This window comes from Gammaproteobacteria bacterium, assembly GCA_015709615.1.
GTDB lineage: Bacteria > Pseudomonadota > Gammaproteobacteria > Burkholderiales > Nitrosomonadaceae > Nitrosomonas.
Genome location: CP054179.1, coordinates 1815980 through 1833752, shown reverse-complemented (window position 1 = coordinate 1833752; position 17773 = coordinate 1815980). Strand labels below are relative to the sequence as shown.

Annotated in this window: 13 protein-coding genes, 1 other RNA gene and 1 riboswitch; of the genes, 12 read left to right on the top strand and 2 right to left on the bottom strand. The window is 51.8% G+C overall.

What is annotated here, in order from left to right:
- Window positions 1–13: 13 nt before the first annotated feature.
- Together HRU77_08910 and thiC are read right to left on the bottom strand one after the other, a co-directional pair.
- Window positions 14–838 carry an undecaprenyl-diphosphate phosphatase gene (locus tag HRU77_08910; protein ID QOJ20805.1) on the bottom strand — a complete coding sequence of 275 codons (825 nt, stop codon included), beginning with the start codon at window positions 836–838 and terminating at the stop codon, window positions 14–16.
- A gap of 33 nt (window positions 839–871) precedes the next feature.
- The gene (gene thiC / locus HRU77_08905; protein ID QOJ20804.1) at window positions 872–2767 is read right to left on the bottom strand and encodes a phosphomethylpyrimidine synthase ThiC; all 1896 of its coding nucleotides are present in this window, start codon (window positions 2765–2767) and stop codon (window positions 872–874) included.
- Window positions 2768–2804: 37 nt separating this feature from the next.
- A riboswitch (TPP riboswitch) is annotated at window positions 2805–2912 on the bottom strand.
- Window positions 2913–2980: 68 nt separating this feature from the next.
- Between thiC and HRU77_08900 the strand changes: the two genes are divergently transcribed.
- The 12 genes from HRU77_08900 (at window position 2981) to HRU77_08845 (ending at window position 17693) form a co-directional block, all read left to right on the top strand.
- A complete protein-coding gene (locus HRU77_08900; protein ID QOJ20803.1) occupies window positions 2981–3634 on the top strand; it encodes a protein-L-isoaspartate O-methyltransferase in 654 nt (217 codons plus the stop codon).
- 88 nt (window positions 3635–3722) lie between these two features.
- Window positions 3723–5072, top strand: coding sequence for a TolC family outer membrane protein (locus HRU77_08895; GenBank protein QOJ20802.1), 1350 nt, complete (start codon window positions 3723–3725; stop codon window positions 5070–5072).
- Between the two features lie 47 nt (window positions 5073–5119).
- An RNA gene (gene rnpB / locus HRU77_08890) (RNase P RNA component class A) lies at window positions 5120–5420 on the top strand.
- Window positions 5421–5500: 80 nt separating this feature from the next.
- On the top strand, window positions 5501–6889 hold the full coding sequence (gene pcnB, locus HRU77_08885) for a polynucleotide adenylyltransferase PcnB (GenBank protein QOJ20801.1): 1389 nt from the start codon (window positions 5501–5503) through the stop codon (window positions 6887–6889).
- Between the two features lie 12 nt (window positions 6890–6901).
- Window positions 6902–7402: a 2-amino-4-hydroxy-6-hydroxymethyldihydropteridine diphosphokinase gene (gene folK, locus HRU77_08880; protein QOJ20800.1), complete on the top strand. Its 501-nt coding sequence runs from the start codon at window positions 6902–6904 to the stop codon at window positions 7400–7402.
- 259 nt (window positions 7403–7661) lie between these two features.
- Window positions 7662–8453 (top strand): 3-methyl-2-oxobutanoate hydroxymethyltransferase, encoded by a 792-nt coding sequence (gene panB, locus HRU77_08875; protein ID QOJ20799.1) that lies wholly within the window; start codon window positions 7662–7664, stop codon window positions 8451–8453.
- Between the two features lie 13 nt (window positions 8454–8466).
- Window positions 8467–9291 carry a pantoate--beta-alanine ligase gene (locus tag HRU77_08870; GenBank protein ID QOJ20798.1) on the top strand — a complete coding sequence of 275 codons (825 nt, stop codon included), beginning with the start codon at window positions 8467–8469 and terminating at the stop codon, window positions 9289–9291.
- A gap of 51 nt (window positions 9292–9342) precedes the next feature.
- On the top strand, window positions 9343–10737 hold the full coding sequence (gene dnaA / locus HRU77_08865; GenBank protein ID QOJ22112.1) for a chromosomal replication initiator protein DnaA: 1395 nt from the start codon (window positions 9343–9345) through the stop codon (window positions 10735–10737).
- A gap of 189 nt (window positions 10738–10926) precedes the next feature.
- Complete coding sequence (locus tag HRU77_08860; GenBank protein ID QOJ20797.1) at window positions 10927–12042, top strand: DNA polymerase III subunit beta; 1116 nt, start codon at window positions 10927–10929, stop codon at window positions 12040–12042.
- A gap of 73 nt (window positions 12043–12115) precedes the next feature.
- Window positions 12116–14536 (top strand): DNA topoisomerase (ATP-hydrolyzing) subunit B, encoded by a 2421-nt coding sequence (gene gyrB / locus HRU77_08855; protein QOJ20796.1) that lies wholly within the window; start codon window positions 12116–12118, stop codon window positions 14534–14536.
- Between the two features lie 125 nt (window positions 14537–14661).
- Window positions 14662–15843, top strand: coding sequence for an SIR2 family protein (locus tag HRU77_08850; protein ID QOJ20795.1), 1182 nt, complete (start codon window positions 14662–14664; stop codon window positions 15841–15843).
- Window positions 15840–17693: an ATP-binding protein gene (locus HRU77_08845; GenBank protein ID QOJ20794.1), complete on the top strand. Its 1854-nt coding sequence runs from the start codon at window positions 15840–15842 to the stop codon at window positions 17691–17693. The genes HRU77_08850 and HRU77_08845 overlap by 4 nt, the downstream gene beginning before the upstream one ends.
- Window positions 17694–17773 lie beyond the last annotated feature (80 nt).

The window sequence follows — 17773 nt, the reverse complement described above, 5'->3', positions numbered from 1 at the left end:
AATTAATCTTTGTTCACATTTCCGACCAGCCGATCACCCCGGTATACGCCGTGACCAATATCACGATGCCAAAGATAATCCGGTACCAGGCAAAAACGGTGAAATCGTGATTACTGACGAACCGCAGCAAAGCACGCACGGCTACTAAAGCGCTGAAGAAGGCGGCAGCGAAACCTGCTGCGATCAGCGTTAAATCGTTCCAATCGAGCAATTCGCGGTTTTTAAATAAATCGTAAAAAGTGGCGGCGAACATAGTCGGTATCGCGAGGAAAAACGAGAATTCCGCAGCGGCTTTGCGCGACAAACCGAAAAACAAGCCGCCGATGATCGTGGCACCGGAACGGGAAGTGCCGGGAATCAATGCCAGACACTGCGCCAAGCCGACTTTTAGCGCATGCTTCCAATCCATATCGTCCACCTGTTCAACTTCAATGACATGCTCCCGGCGCTCCGCCCATAAAATCAGCAAGCCACCGACGATCAAAGCGGTAGCCACCGGAATGGGGTGAAACAAATAGAACTTGATGGTTTTGATGAACAACAGGCCCAGGATCGCAGCCGGCAGGAATGCAATCATCAGGTTGACGACAAAGCGGTTCGCGGCCGGATTGGCGCCGATGCCGCGCACCACTTCGATCACCTTGGCGCGATATTCCCAGCAAACCGCCAGGATCGCACCGAGCTGAATCGCGATGGTGAAAACCTTGGCGCGCTCGCCGGTGAAGTCGAGCAAATCACCGATCAGGATCAAATGACCGGTGGACGAAACCGGCAAAAATTCGGTCAATCCCTCGACAACGCCGAGGATCAACGCTTTTAGCAGTAGAGCCAAATCCATAGCGTTCTTGTCAGGTCTTTATAAAATTGAAAATCACAATTTGCTGTAGATCTCGGCGCCTTTTTCCTTGAATTCCGCCGATTTCTGCGCCATGCCCACGGTCAACGCTTCCGCTTCCGCAACGCCTTGGCTGGCAGCATAATCGCGTACGTCCTGGGTGATTTTCATTGAACAGAAATGCGGGCCGCACATGGAGCAGAAATGCGCCACCTTGGCACCCTCCTGCGGCAGGGTTTCGTCGTGGAACTGCTGCGCCTTGTCGGGATCGAGACTCAAATTGAATTGATCTTCCCAGCGGAACTCAAAACGTGCTTTGGATAAGGCGTTATCGCGGATTTGCGCGCCGGGATGGCCTTTCGCCAGATCGGCGGCATGCGCGGCGATCTTGTAGGTGATGATACCGTCCTTGACGTCGTCCTTGTCCGGTAAGCCCAAATGTTCCTTGGGCGTGACGTAACACAGCATCGCCGTGCCGTACCAGCCGATCATCGCCGCACCGATCGCCGAGGTGATGTGATCATAGCCCGGTGCAATGTCGGTGGTCAGCGGCCCCAGGGTGTAAAAAGGCGCTTCGTCGCAATGTTTCAACTGCAATTCCATGTTTTCCTTGATCAGGTGCATCGGCACATGACCGGGGCCTTCGATCATGGTCTGCACGTCGTGTTTCCACGCAATTTTCGTTAATTCACCGAGCGTTTTCAGTTCGGCAAACTGCGCTTCATCGTTGGCGTCGTAAATCGAGCCTGGACGCAGCCCGTCACCAAGCGAGAAGCTGACGTCGTATGCTTTCATGATCTCGCAAATTTCCTCGAAGTGCGTGTACAGGAAGCTTTCCTTGTGATGCGCCAGACACCATTTCGCCATGATCGAACCGCCGCGCGACACGATGCCGGTCATGCGCTTCGCGGTCATCGGTACGTACGCCAGACGCACGCCCGCATGAATAGTAAAATAATCGACGCCCTGCTCGGCTTGCTCGATCAGCGTATCGCGGAAAATTTCCCAAGTCAGTTCTTCCGATTTGCCGTCGACTTTTTCCAGCGCCTGATAAATCGGCACCGTGCCGATCGGCACCGGGCTGTTGCGGATGATCCATTCGCGCGTTTCGTGAATGTTCTTGCCAGTCGACAGATCCATCACGGTATCGCCGCCCCAGCGGATCGCCCAGGTCATTTTTTCCACTTCTTCCTGGATGCTCGATCCCAATGCGGAGTTACCGATGTTGGCGTTGATTTTGACCAGGAAATTACGGCCGATGATCATCGGTTCCGATTCGGGATGATTGATGTTGGCCGGGATGATCGCGCGGCCGCGCGCCACTTCGTCGCGCACGAACTCCGGGGTGATCATTTTCGGCAGCGACGCGCCGAAATCCTGCCCAGGATGCTGGCGCGTCAGTAATTCATGATGCTGCGCGTTAAACGTATCGATACGCTGATTCTCCCGGATGGCGATGTATTCCATTTCCGGTGTGATGATGCCGCGGCGCGCATAGTGCATTTGCGAAACATTGGCGCCGGATTTGGCGCGGCGCGGTTGGCGTTGCAGATTGAAGCGCATGTCGGCCAGTTTCGGGTCGTGCAAACGCGCCTGACCATAGCTCGAACTGAGACCGGGCATGATTTCGGTATCATTGCGCTCGGTAATCCATGGTTCGCGCAATGTCGGCAATCCGGAGCGGATGTCGATTTTTGCCGTAGGATCGGTATACGGTCCGGAAGTATCGTACACCCAGATCGGCGGATTCTTTTCGCCGCCCGAATTAGTATGCGTATCGGTCTGAGCAATTTCGCGCATCGGCACACGGATATCGGGGCGAGAGCCTTGCACGTAGATTTTGCGGGAATTCGGCAGCGGCTTGATGGCGGCTTCGTCGACTTGCGCGGTGGCGCTGGAAAAACTTTTTTGGTTTAAAACTGTAATGCTCATAAAATGATGCTCCTTAAGAAAATGCCATAAAGAGCGGGAGGATAAATCCCAGCTTCCCTACGGCGGCATTATCCGCGTCAGGTATTAAAGGGACTCTCTCACCGGTTTAGCAGAGAATTCTGCAAACGGACCCCTAGCTGATGCTGTGAAGCTAATGGAAATGTGAAATAATTGCAAGTCTTACCTTAATTGAAGAATACGGAACAGATAGAAATGAATATTGAACAAACCCGGTTTAATATGGTGGCGCAGCAAATTCGCACGTGGTATGTATTGGACGATAACGTGCTGGATTTATTATATAAGCTGAAACGCGAAGAATTCGTTCCCGCGGAAAGCCGCGCGATGGCTTTCGTCGATATGGAAATTCCGCTCGGCCATGGCCAAGTCATGCTGACGCCCAAAATGGAAGCGCGTATCCTGCAAGAACTTCACATTAAAAAAACCGACAAAATTCTCGAAGTCGGCAGCGGCAGCGGCTACATGACCGCGTTACTGGCCGACCGCGGCGCGCATGTCTACAGCGTCGAAATCATACCCGAACTGAAAGCGATGGCGGAAAACAATCTTAAAGCACACAACATCACCAATGTCACCGTCGAACAAGGCGATGCCGCGCGCGGCTGGGCCAAGCATGAGCCGTACGACGTGATCGTGCTGACCGCATCGACGCCAGTTTTACCGGATGCTTTCCAAAAAAGCCTGAATCCGGGCGGCCGTTTGTTTGCCATTACCGGCGAAGATCCCGTCATGGAGGCGGTATTGATCACCTGCACAGCACCCGGTGAATTCACCACCACCCAACTGTTTGAAACCAGCACGGCGCCCCTGATCAATGCGCAGCAACCTGTAAGGTTTACCTTTTGAGTATTCAAGTAAGCCCGCGTGTCATTTGCCACAGCATTCAAGCCATAGCTGACGTATCATCGGCTCCAGATTATTGCCGGAAATCACTATGAAGTTCGTGCCTTTCGTTTTTGCTGTGAGTCTCGGCATGCTGCCGCATTCCCTGCTGCAGGCCGCCGATCTGATGGGTATCTATCAGGAAGCGTTAACACAAGACGCCCAGTTCAAGTCTGCGCGCGCCGCCTTTGAGGCGGCTCAGGAAAAAATACCACAAGGCAGGGCCGGTTTTTTACCGAACATCACGCTGTCAGGCACGCGCCAAGTTCAGGAAGTCGACGCCGGCAAAATTGTCAATTCGACAACCGGACTGGCCATCAATCCCGGAGCCAATATCATTCAAAGCGGCGGTATCACGATCTCAGCAACGCAACCGATTTTCCGCATGCAAAATATCGTCATATACCAGCAAGCAAAAACCGAAGTCAGCAAAGCCGAGTCGCAATTTATCACTGCCGGGCAAAACCTCATTTTGCGCGTGGCGCAAGCCTATTTCGACGTACTGGATGCGCAGATCGATGTCGAAGTCAACGAAGCACAGAAAAAAGCCATTCTGATCCAGCTTGAGCAAGCCAAGCGCAACTTTGAAGTGGGTGTTTCGACCATCGTCGACACCAACGAAGCGCAAGCGCGTTATGACCTGACACTGTCGCAGGAAATCGCCGCGCGCAATGCCTTGGAAATCAAAAAACGCGCCTTGCAAGGTATTATTGACCGCCTTCCGGAGAATCTCACCGGCGCCAGGGAAATCGCCAACAACCTAGCCACGTTGAAATACGGCAGCATGGATGAATGGGTGCGCACTGCGGAAGAAAAAAACTTCACGCTGAAAGCGCAGCAAGCCGCGTACGAATCCGCGCATCAAAACGTTAAAAAAATCTGGGCGCAACACTACCCGACTCTCGATCTGGTCGCGCAATACAGCAACCAAATCGGCGTCGGCGCTGCGATTACCGGACGCGGCATCGATCTCACCTCGCAATCCATTGGCTTGCAACTCAACGTACCTTTATTCCAGGGTTTTTCCGTGCAATCACAGGTACGCGAGGCGATGGCGCTGCAAAACAAGGCCTTGCACGATCTGGAAAACACCCGCCGTAACATCACGATACAGGCACGCCAGCAATATCTGAATGTCACCAATGGCATTGCCCAGGTCAAAGCATTGAAGCAAGCCTTGGTTTCCAGCCAAAGCCAATTGGATTCCACCATTCTGGGATTGCAAGTAGGCGTCAGAACCGAAGTCGATGTGCTCAACGCCCAGCAGCAAATGTACGCCGCCAAGCGCGATCTGGCCAAGGCCTACCACAGCTATCTGATGGCCCGATTGCGTCTGAGCGCGGAAGCGGGGGAGTTGGACGAAGACACGCTGACGGAAATCAATGCGATGCTGATCAAATAACAGACAATTACGTATCGATGGCCGCAGCTAATGATAAAATAGCCGGTGAAGCCGGCCAGACAGTCGCCGCCTGCTGCTCTTTTTGAGCACAGGGGGAGGAAAGTCCGGGCTCCACAGAGCAGGATGACGGTTAACGGCCGTCCGCCGTGAGGCGAGGAATAGGGCCACAGAGACGAGCGTATTCAGTTACGGTGAAACGCGGTAACCTCCATCCGGAGCAAGACCAAATAGGCAGGCGATGATGTTGCTCGCAGAGCCTGCGGGTAGGTTGCTTGAATGCACGGGTAACCATGCATCTAGAGGAATGACTGTCCACGACAGAACCCGGCTTACCGGCCGGCTTCACACAATTTTAATGGGATTGACCCGAATTTGATTATAGTCATCATGCAAAAACACCATGAGCGCTTGATACTTTACGTATAGCAATGATTCGTAAATTTCTCCGCAAGGTATTCAGCCGCAAATCGCCCGATTCCGAATCAATTGCAACGCTGAGCATTATTCCGAACCAGCGTCATGGCATCCGGCGTAACCAGATCAATCCATGCGCGTTAAAAATCGCCACTCAGCTGCAACAGGCCGGGTTTTCCGCCTACATTGTCGGCGGTGCGGTGCGGGATTTGCTGCTGGGATTGACGCCGAAGGATTTCGATGTCGCAACCAACGCCACCCCCGAGGAGGTTCGCCAGCTGTTCCGCCGCTCCCGCATCATCGGGCGCCGCTTCCGCCTGGTTCATGTGATGTGCGGCGCGGAAACGGTTGAAGTGTCGACTTTCCGCGGTCCTTCGCCGGACGATGAGGAAGATTCCGCGGCGATCCCGCAAACCGACGCACATGGCCGCCTGCTGCACGATAATGTGTTCGGCAGCCAGGAAGAAGACGCGGTACGGCGCGATTTCACTGTTAACGCGCTGTTTTACGATCCGGTCAAGGAAGAAATTCTGGATTACTTGAACGGCTTCGACGACATCAAAACCAAAAAGCTGCGCATCATCGGCGATCCGGCGCAGCGTTACCGCGAAGATCCGGTGCGCTTATTGCGCGCGGTGCGGCTGGCGTCGAAACTCGGCATGCAAATCGATGCGCAAACCGCCCAGCCGATCGGCGATCTGGCGCCCTTGCTGCAAAATGTTCCGCCGTCGCGCCTGTTCGACGAAATGCTCAAGCTGTTGTTATCGGGGCACTCGCTCTCTTGCGTCGTAGAATTACGCGCGCGCGGGTTGCACCACGGCCTTTTGCCGATGCTCGACGTGATCCTGGAGCAACCCCTGGGCGAGCGCTTCATCACCATCGCGCTGAAGAATACCGACGAACGGATCAAGCAAAACAAACCGGTTTCGCCCGGATTCCTGTTTGCCATACTGTTATGGCATGAAGTGCTGTCGAATTGGAGCGCCTTGCAGGCATCGAGAGAAAAACCCATGCCCGCTTTATTCAAGGCAATGGATCAAGTGCTTTCATTGCAACACGGAAAACTTGCCATTCCGCGCCGCTTCGATGCGGTTATTCAGGAAATATGGGCGATGCAGCCGCGCTTTGAAGCGCGCAGCGGACAAAAACCGTTCCGCCTGCTGTCCCACCCGCGCTTCCGCGCGGCTTACGATTTCATGCAACTGCGCTGCGAGAGCGGCGAATTAAGCCCGGAATTGGGCAAGTGGTGGAAAGCGTTTCTTGCCGCCGGCAGCGAAGAACGGGAAAAAATGCTGCCGCAGCAGACTGCCAGCAAGAAACCCAGAAGAAGACGCAGCCGCAAAAAACCTTCGTCTGGAACCGCGCCTCAGCCGGACAATTCAATCAATCCGGAAAGCCTTTAATCCGCACGCTTCATGACAAAAAAACCGAGTCAGGCCTTCATCGCCTTGGGCAGCAATCTGGAAAATCCCATTCTGCAGCTACAACAGGCTTTTGATGAATTGGCACAACTGTCCGGCACCCGATTGATCCGCCGCTCATCGCTTTACCGCAGCGCGCCGGTCGGAAAATTGGATCAGCCCGATTTTATCAATGCGGTGGCGCTGATCGAAACCCTCCTTGCGCCGCACGATCTGCTGAAGGCGTTATTGGCGATCGAACAACGCCACGGACGCGTGCGTGAAGCGCTGAATGCGCCACGCACGCTGGACCTCGATATTCTGCTGTACGATGCGCTGCACTTTCAGGATGCGGATTTAACCCTGCCGCATCCGCGCATGACACAACGCGCATTCGTATTGATGCCGCTGCTGGAAATCGCGCCGGAATGCAACATCCCCGGTCACGGCAGCATTGCGCCGCTGCTGGCGGCGTGTCATGAACAAAAGCTGGAAAGAATAAAAGAATTGCTCTGAAAAAACTGCTGCGTTCAATCATGCTGTGTTGAAATCAGGCTCGAAATGCTCATTGACCGGTTTCAGACTTTCACACCAATTTCTCTGCATATAAATCAACCGCATGGTCAAAATAGTCCTACTGAGCCAGAAACGCTGTGAGAAAAATCACAGGAAAATACACATTGGCTGTAAACGCCGAAACGTCCATAAGAGCGCCAAATGCGCTATCATGACCGGCGGCGGCAAGAGCCTCGATCCAGTATCGATGTAACGAAATATGAAAATTACCCGAACCACTCTGCAAAAAATGACGGAGAATCGTGAAAAGCTTGCGGTTCTGACTTGTTATGACGCGACTTTTGCCGCCGTGCTGGAAAATGCCGGGGTGGATGTGCTGCTGGTGGGCGATTCGCTAGGCAATGTGCTGCACGGCAGCGACACCACACTGGCGGTGTCGATGGACGATATGCTTTACCACACGCGCTGCGTGGCACGCGGCGCCGGCAAGGCATTCATCATCACCGATATGCCGTTCGGCAGTTATCAAATTTCACCTGAACAGGCATTTGAAAACGCCGCCAGGATCATTGCCGCCGGCGCGCAGATGGTGAAAATCGAGGGCGGCCATGTCATGGCCGGCACGATCCAGTTCCTGACGCAGCGCGGCATTCCGGTGTGCGCGCATATCGGCTTGACGCCGCAATCGGTCCATCAGCTTGGCGGCTATAAATTGCAAGGGGACACGGAAAAATCGTCGAAGCAATTGCTCGACGATGCAAAAATCCTGGAAAAATCCGGCGCCGCCTTGCTCGTCATGGAAGTCGTTCCGGCCAAACTGGCGAAAAAAATCACCCAAGCATTAACCATTCCGACCATCGGCATCGGCGCAGGTCCTGATTGCTCGGGCCAGGTGCTGGTGCTGCACGACCTGCTGGGAATATCGCAGGGTAAAAAGCCGCGCTTCGTCAAAGATTTTATGCAAGACGCCAAAAATATCTCCGAAGCGGTGATCCACTACGTCCAGGCCGTCAAAACCGGGCAATTCCCCGGCAAAGAACACCAATTTTGATACCCGGCAGTTTATGAACATACTGAGCGATATTGCCGCCGTGCGCGAAAGTCTCCGCGGCGAGAAAAACATTGCGTTCGTTCCCACGATGGGGAATCTGCACCAAGGTCATCTCGCACTGATCGAACAAGCAAAACAGTTGTCCGGTTGCGTGGTGGTGAGCATTTTTGTCAACCGTTTGCAATTTTTGCCGCACGAAGATTTCGACCGTTATCCGCGTACTTTTGCAGAAGATTGCAGGGCGCTGTCTGCATTGAATGTCAAGACTGTTTTCGCACCCGATGAAAAAATTCTTTTCCCTACAGCGCAAGAATTCTTGTTAGCATTACCCCCTGTGGCGGATACCTTGGAAGGAAAATTCCGTCCGGGATTTTTTCGTGGTGTTGCAACGATTGTATTGAAATTATTCAATATTATTCAACCTGACCTGGCTGTTTTTGGCAAGAAGGATTATCAGCAGTTGCATATAGTGCGTGAAATGGTACGGCAATTAAATTTACCCGTCAGCATCGTAGCGGGTGAAACCGTCCGGACTCTCGGCGGACTGGCGCTCAGCTCGCGTAACCAATATTTGAACGACACACAACGCGCGGAAGCTTGCCATCTTTACCAAACGCTTCAGCGAATCCGGCAGGAAATCGTTTCCGGTCGTCAGGATTTTCAAACATTACAAGAAATCGCTATCCATAATCTGGCGCAACGCGGCTGGAAAGTCGATTACATCAGCATCCATGAACGCAGGTCGTTGCTGCCTGCCCGGCCCCCGGACCGGGATTTGGTCGTTTTAGGCGCAGCTTGGCTCGGTAATACACGATTAATCGACAACCTGGAAATTTAGCAGCGGGTTTTTATAAGCAGAGATTGTATGATGACCGCCTTTTCAAACCAGATGGACGAAGAACAGAAAATGACGCAATCGCTGAACACCTTCTGGTTATCCTGTCTCGATCATTTTAGAAAAGAACTCAACGCGCAACAATTCAACACCTGGATCAAGCCTTTACAAATCGATCCGGCGTTTAACGGCGACCACGAGGTGGTGCTGATCGCGCCTAACCGTTTCGTTTCGCAATGGGTCAAAGACAACTTCATTGCGCATATCGAAAACATGGCGCTAGGCTATTTCGATAAGAAAATCCGGTTCCACCTGAAACTGGTAGAGCAAACCGAGGCTAAAGCCGTCATCGCCAGTCCAGCGGCGGAGGAAATCCAGCAGGAAACGAAACCGGAAGTCAAAACGGCCTATCAACCGGCGAGGAAAAATCCCAGCGGTTTGAATCCCAATTTCACTTTCGACAACTTCGTTACCGGTAAAGCCAATCAGCTGGCGCGTGCCGGCGCGATCCAGGTAGCCGAATCACCCGGCATTGCGTATAACCCGCTTTTTATCTACGGCGGCGTGGGTCTGGGGAAAACCCATCTAATTCAAGCAATCGGCAATTACGTGCATGAAAACGACAGAAGTGCAAAAATCCGTTATGTACATGCGGAAAAATACGTATCCGACGTCGTCAGCGCCTACCAGCACAAAGCGTTCGATAAGTTCAAGCTGTACTATCATTCGCTCGACCTGCTGCTAGTCGACGATGTGCAATTTTTCGGCGGCAAGAACCGCACGCAGGAAGAGTTTTTCTACGCATTCAACGCGCTGATCGAAACGCACAAGCAAGTGATCATCACCTGCGACACCTACCCGAAGGAAATCACCGGCCTGGAAGAACGTCTGGTGTCGCGCTTCGGCTGGGGCTTGACGGTGGCGGTTGAACCGCCGGAACTGGAAATGCGCGTGGCGATTCTGCTGAAAAAAGCGGAAACGGAAAAAATCCGCTTGGACGAAAATGTTGCGTTTTTTATCGCTAAGCATATCCGCTCCAATGTGCGCGAACTGGAAGGCGCATTGAAGCGTGTACTGGCTTTCTCGCGTTTTGTCGGTCAGGAAATAACGCTGGATCTGGCGAAGGAAGCGTTGAAGGATTTACTCGCCGTGCAAAGCCGGCAGATTTCGATCGAAAACATCCAGAAAACCGTCGCCGACTACTACAAAATCAAAGTATCGGAAATGTATTCAAAGAAACGCTCGCGCATCGTCGCACGGCCGCGACAAATGGCGATGGCCATCGCCAAGGAACTCACTTCATTGAGTTTGCCGGACATTGGCGAAGCTTTCGGCGGGCGGGATCACACTACAGTGCTGCACGGCTACCGCAAGATCAACGAATTGCGCGTATCCGATCCGATTGTGAATCGCGATTTCAACGCGCTGATACTCATTTTAAGAGGTTGATAACGGTTGAATAGATTGTGCATAACTCTTTTATAAAAAAATGAGTGATTTTTATCCACAAACTATCCAAGCAGTATACAGTGATCATACAATTAAAAATTTTATGCTATATTTTTGATATTAAAAATAAATTTAAAATAATACAGAAGAATTTCGGCTATTATCTAATTACTACTATTTTTTATTTAAATGCTTTTAATTAAAACCAATCGGGATACGTTGCTAAAACCGCTGCAAACGGTGACCGGAATCGTCGAGCGCCGTCAGACATTGCCTATCTTATCCAATGTGCTGATCCGGCAAAATGCGGAAAAGACCTCTTTTTTGACCACTGATCTGGAAATCCAGATTAAAACGGTTGCCACGATAGACTTAGCGCCCAAACAGGATTTTTCGTTGACGGTTTCGGCGAAAAAATTACAGGACATTTTACGTTCGCTGTCAGCCGATGCCGAAGTGACCTTGACACGCCAGGACGATCATCTCTACGTCAAATCCGGTAAAAGCGCGTTCAATCTACAAATACTGCCAGCAGAAGATTTTCCCGAAGTCGCGGAAGAATCCGAGTCCGAAAATGCTATTATGCTGAAACAAAAAGAATTAAAAAACCTGCTGCACCACGTGCAATTTGCGGTTGCGCAGCAAGACATCCGCTATTATCTGAACGGCCTATTGCTGTTGACGGACGGCAAGCAATTGATCAGCGTCGGCACCGATGGCCACCGTCTCGCATACATCGCAACCGCGCTGGATAAAGCACAGAAAAAGCAGGAAGTTATTTTGCCGCGCAAGGCGGTGTTTGAGTTGTCGAAATTGCTGGAAGACAACGAAGAGCCGGTTACCATCGACTACTTCCAAAACAAAGTGCGCTTTTCCTTCTCCGGCATCGTTCTGACCTCCAAGGTCATCGACGGTAAGTTTCCCGATTACAACCGGGTGATTCCAACGCGTAACAACAAACAGTTTGAAATTAACCGCCTGCTGTTTTTACAGGCGTTACAGCGTGTTTCCATTCTGTCCAACCAAAGCGAAAAATTCCGTGGTGTGCGCTTGATCATCGGCGAAAACAATCTGCGCATCGTTTGTAAAAACAGCGAGCAGGAAGAGGCCGAAGATGATCTGGAAATTCCCTACAGCGACGAAGCGGTGGATATCAGCCTCAATATCACCTATCTGCTCGATCTGCTGAACAATGTGGATAGTGAAACCGTGCAATGCGCGTTTGAAAATGCCAATAGCAGTGTTCTGATCACGATACCCGGCAACGATGCGTTTAAATATATTGTCATGCCGATGAGGATTTAACGGCATGTGAGCAAGAACTCAGCAAAATCCAAGCTATTCCCTGCAACTTACATAACCCTGAAAATTCTGACTAATGAGTGATCAAAACACCAACGTACCTAAAGACAGTTCGAGCGATTACGATTCCGAAAGTATCAAAATCCTGAAAGGATTGGACGCTGTGCGCAAACGGCCCGGCATGTATATCGGCGATACCAGCGACGGCACCGGTTTGCACCATATGGTGTTCGAAGTCGTCGATAACGCTATCGACGAAGCGCTGGCCGGGCATTGCGACGAGATCACCGTGACCATCCACCCAGATAACTCCGTCAGCGTACTCGACAATGGCCGCGGTATCCCGACCGGAATCAAGCAGGACGACGAACTGAAGCGCTCCGCAGCGGAAATCGTCATGACCGAGCTGCACGCCGGCGGCAAGTTCGATGACAATTCGTACAAAGTGTCCGGCGGTTTGCACGGCGTCGGTGTGTCGGTGGTCAATGCGCTGTCGGAATGGCTGAAACTGACCATCCGCCGCGACGGCAAGGTGCATCACATGGAATTCCGCATGGGCGTACCGGTCAAGCCGCTGGAAGTGATCGGCGAAAGCGAGCGGCACGGCACCGAAGTGCATTTTCTCGCCAGTAAGGAGATTTTCGGCAACGTCGAATTCCACTACGACATTTTCGCCAAGCGCCTGCGCGAACTGTCGTTCCTCAACAATGGCGTGAAAATTCACCTGATCGACCAGCGTACCGGTAAGGATGAAAATTTCGCGTTTACCGGCGGCATTAAAAACTTTGTCGAATACATCAACCGCAGCAAAACCGTGTTGCATCCAGCGGTTTTTTACACCACCGGTGCAAAAGACAATATTACCGTCGAAGTTTCGATGCAATGGAACGACAGCTATACCGAGCAGGTGCTGTGTTTTACCAACAATATTCCGCAAAAGGACGGCGGCACGCATCTGACGGGTTTACGCGCTGCGATGACGCGCACGCTCAACAACTATATCGAAAAAAACGAACTGGCGAAAAAAGCCAAAGTGGAAACCTCCGGCGACGACATGCGCGAAGGCTTATCGTGCGTGTTGTCGGTGAAATTGTTCGAGCCCAAGTTTTCGTCGCAAACCAAAGAAAAACTGGTGTCGTCGGAAGTGCGTCCTGTGGTGGAAGAAGTGGTATCGCAAAAGTTTTCTGAATATCTGCTGGAAAATCCGATTGATGCCAAAACCATCTGTAACAAGATCATCGACGCGGCCCGCGCCCGCGAAGCGGCGCGCAAAGCCCGCGAACTGACGCGCCGGAAAGGCGTGCTCGATAGCATGGGGTTGCCGGGTAAACTGGCCGATTGCCAAGAGAAAAATCCGGCACTATGCGAACTGTATCTGGTCGAGGGCGATTCCGCTGGCGGCTCCGCCAAACAAGGGCGCGACCGCAAATTCCAGGCGATCATGCCGCTCAAAGGCAAGATTCTGAATGTCGAAAAAGCCCGCTTCGACAAGCTGATCTCGTCGCAAGAGATCATTTCGCTGATCACCGCGCTCGGCACCGGCATCGGTAAGGACGAATACAACCCGGACAAGCTGCGCTATCACCGCATCATCATCATGACCGACGCGGACGTGGACGGCTCGCATATCCGTACGCTGCTGCTGACGTTCTTCTACCGCCAGATGCCAGAATTGATCGAGCGCGGCCACGTCTACATCGCGCAACCGCCGCTATACAAAATCAAGCACGGCAAGAAAGAACGCTACGTCAAGGATGACCATGAATTGAAGCAATACATGCTAAGCCTTGCGCTGGATGGTGCGGAACTGCACACCGGCGAGACCAAGCCGCCGTTGAGCGGTGACACGCTGGCGCAAATCGCCAACGAATATATCCTTGCCGAAGCGGTGATCGAGCGCATGAGCCAGGCAATCGACAGTACGGTCATGCACGAATTATTGCGCCAGCCCGATGTCGATCTGAGCAATGCCCAAGCAGCCAGTGACAGCGCGCAACGGCTGGCAAGCCGCGTCAAGGACGTGGAAATCGCCGCCGAATTCGACGAAATCCACGAGCGCTACCGCCTTAAAATCATGCGCATGATGCACGGCAACATCGTCACCAGCTACCTCGACATGGATTTTCTCGACAGCGGCGACTACGAACAAATCCGCAAAACCGCGCAGGTATTCGACGGCCTGATCAGCCAAGGCGCTTACGTGCAGCGCGGCGAACGCAAGCAAACCGTCAGTGAGTTCAAACAAGCGCTGGAATGGCTGCTGGACGAAGCCAAAAAAGGCGTCAACATCCAGCGCTACAAAGGCCTCGGCGAAATGAACCCGAGCCAGCTCTGGGAAACCACCATGGATCCGCAAAACCGCCGCCTACTGCGCGCGCAAATCGAAGACAGCATCCTCACCGACGAAATCTTCACTACGCTAATGGGCGACGTCGTCGAACCACGCCGGGCGTTTATCGAGAGGAATGCGTTACGGGCGACGAATATTGATATTTAGTCTCTTCCGGGTTTAATTCCCTGTCCCTTGAGGCGGGGTCATTCATTTTGAATAGAAGCTAATGATCTATAAGTAAGATAGGGCTTATGGGCTCGTAGTCAAACACAATTGAGGATATGTTCACTATGAACCCAGCAGCAAAAGATATTCTAGCCCAGCTCGATAATCTCCTGGCGGCGAGTAATCAGTCATGGCTGTTTGGTGCTGGAATCAGCCTTGATGCCGGAATTCCTCTTATGGGGCCACTAACGGATCGTGTATTCGCGAAGGCAAAAATGGAAGGAGAGTCAAACGACATCAAGGTTCTTGAGTTTGTCAAAAGTCAGCTTTCTGTCGATTCGCATATCGAGCACATCTTAAGTCAGCTTGGCGATCACCGCGCGATTGCCGATCGATCCAAGAATAAATCTGTTACATTCGACGGCGTAATTCTCTCGGTGGCTGAACTCGATGAACTCCACCAAAAGATTCTGACATGGATAGCTGAGACTATTCGATGGGGATATAAGCCTACGAACCCTAGTGGAGATCCGGAAGTGATCGGAACGCCTGCGGATCGGATTGTCGTTATCGATCACCATTCGGCATTTGTTTCTGCTCTGTTCAATCGGAGTCAATTAGGGATCGAGGAGCGCCGGAGAGCAGTCCGACTGTTCACCACCAACTATGACACGCTCATTGAGGATGCTCTTGCACTCGGTGGCTTCTCCTATTGGGATGGTTTCTCAGGTGGCGCTGTAGCATATAGAGACCACAGATATGGTGACGAAGAACCATGCACCGGAGATCGTGCCCATGTAATTAAACTTCACGGTTCTATCGATTGGCATTTAGGGGAAGATGATCGTGTCTGGCGAGTTCGCGACGGCGATTTATATCCGAAGAAGGTTTCTCGTGTTCTCATCTACCCGCAATCGACTAAATACCTGGCGACTCAAAGAGATCCATTCGCTGCCCAATTTGACCTTTTTCGCCGGGCACTTAGCGCAAGGGAGGGAAATGTTCTTGCAACCTGCGGGTATAGCTTTGGGGACGAGCACATTAACCAAGAGATTGAATTAGCGCTTCAACGCCCGGAAAACAAAACAACAGTTCTCGCCTTCGCTCCGAGCCTCAATCCTACTCTTGAAAGATGGAGGACGGGACCGTGGGGTAAACGGGTCTATGTCATTACCGGAGATGGCTTGTATGTCGGCGCAGACGACGGTCCTCATTCTCCTCCAACTACTTCAGCAAAACGAGATTGGTGGACGTTTGCTGGTGTCACCAAAATGCTAAATAGTGGAGCGGAGACCTGTGCGCTATGAATACATTCGATCTTATTTCCGACCTCAAGATCGGGCACATTGTCGAAGTTTCTGGAACTACGATTCGCGTAGAGTTATCTGGGGATGTCACAGAGCTCACTCGAACCTACGAAGGGCGGGTCTATCCCATTGGGCAGATTGGAAGCATCGTCAAAGTACATTTCGGAAGACGTCTCGTGTTCGGATTTGTGACCTTATTGCGAATGCGTTCCGAGGAGTTGCTTGAGATCGCGAAGCCCATACCGCCGGATGCTGACCAACGACTGATGGAGGTAGAACTGTTTGCCGAAGGGGTCTGGAACGCAGCAAACCAGAAACTCAGGTTCGTCCGAGGTGTTACTACTTATCCGCTACCCCGCCAAAGCGTGCACCTGCTGACTCGCGAAGAGACCGTTCAGATTCATTCTGCTGCTGAAGGGCAGCAGAATGAAGGCGAATATAGCCCACTTGTTCCATTTGCTCATTACGTCGGTGCGGACAATGCCATCTGTCGAGCAAACGTAGATAAAATGTTTGGTATGCATTGCGCTGTGCTCGGCTCGACGGGATCGGGAAAGTCTGGAGCAGTTGCCGCTTTACTTCACAGCATGCTGGATCATAGACCAGAGCTGAACAAAGCTTGTCATCCACGAATACTTGTTATTGATCCCCACGGAGAATACGGGCAGGCATTCAAGGAGCGTGCGATCGTTTATCGTGCGTACGATCCACTTGGAAGCGAAGAGACGACCGGCGCTCCAATAAGCCTCCCCTATTGGCTCATGAGCGCTGACGAGTTTCGGCTTCTCGCCATAGGTAAAACTGAGCAGGAAGCAACTTCTCAGAACAATATTATTTACAAAGCACTTACTCACGCGCGCATGGTGGCAGCTGGTCTTGTGGACCTAGCACCTTCTAAATATGAGGTCGATGCGCCTGATGATGGACGAGAATTTGACGCACCACGCGCCAAATCTGGTATTAGCGAGGATAAGATTGTGGAGTTTGATAGGGATAAACCGCGACCTTTTTCGATGGAAGAGCTGATGAATCACATCAGATACTCGCAAGCGGTAAATGTATCAAGCGGAAAAACAAAAGCTAAATCCGCAACTGATTTTTCTAAGGAAGGGTTTCGATCAATTTTGGATAAGCTTGCAGTACTGAGGCGTGATCCACGCATTCGTTTCATGATGCACGAGTGGAACGACGAAAGTCCGCCACTTGAACACGTTATTGCCCAGTTAGTCGGTCAAATACAAGGTCAAGGTGGTATAGATCAGGATATTCGTATTCTAGATATTTCAGGCCTTCCTAATGAAGTGGCTGGACCGCTTGCAGCCATGTTAGCTCGTCTATTATTTCAGTATAAGGTTTACCAAACATCTGAGGAGAGAAATCGTGACCCCGTTGTTCTTGTTTGTGAAGAGGCTCATCGATATGTGCCCGACAGAGGTGAGGCCGAATATGCCGCGGCACAAACAGCTATCCGACGAATCGCTCGTGAAGGGCGGAAATATGGGATTGGGCTAATGCTCGTTAGCCAGAGGCCTGCAGATGTTGAAAGTACAGTGATTTCTCAATGCGGCACTTGGCTCGTTTTGAGGCTTACGAATGCAGCAGATCAACAACATGTTTCTCGTTTCTTACCGGATGGCCTGTCTGGAATGACGAAAGCTTTGCCGAATCTTGCTCAGCAAGAGGCGATCTTTGTCGGGGAGGGAGCCTCAATGCCTGCGAGGGTTCGAATTCGTGATCTTACAGACGAACAACTTCCAAAGTCGGAGACTGCAAAATTTGCGAAGGGTTGGACTCTGGATCGTTTAACCGAGGCTGAAATTGCTAAAATCGCGAAACGGATGGCTGGATAAGTTTGTTCTCAAGAGGGTTACACATTAACTTTTTACGCTTTGAAGTAATGTGCTGAAGTTAGCCTTGCCGGGATATCATG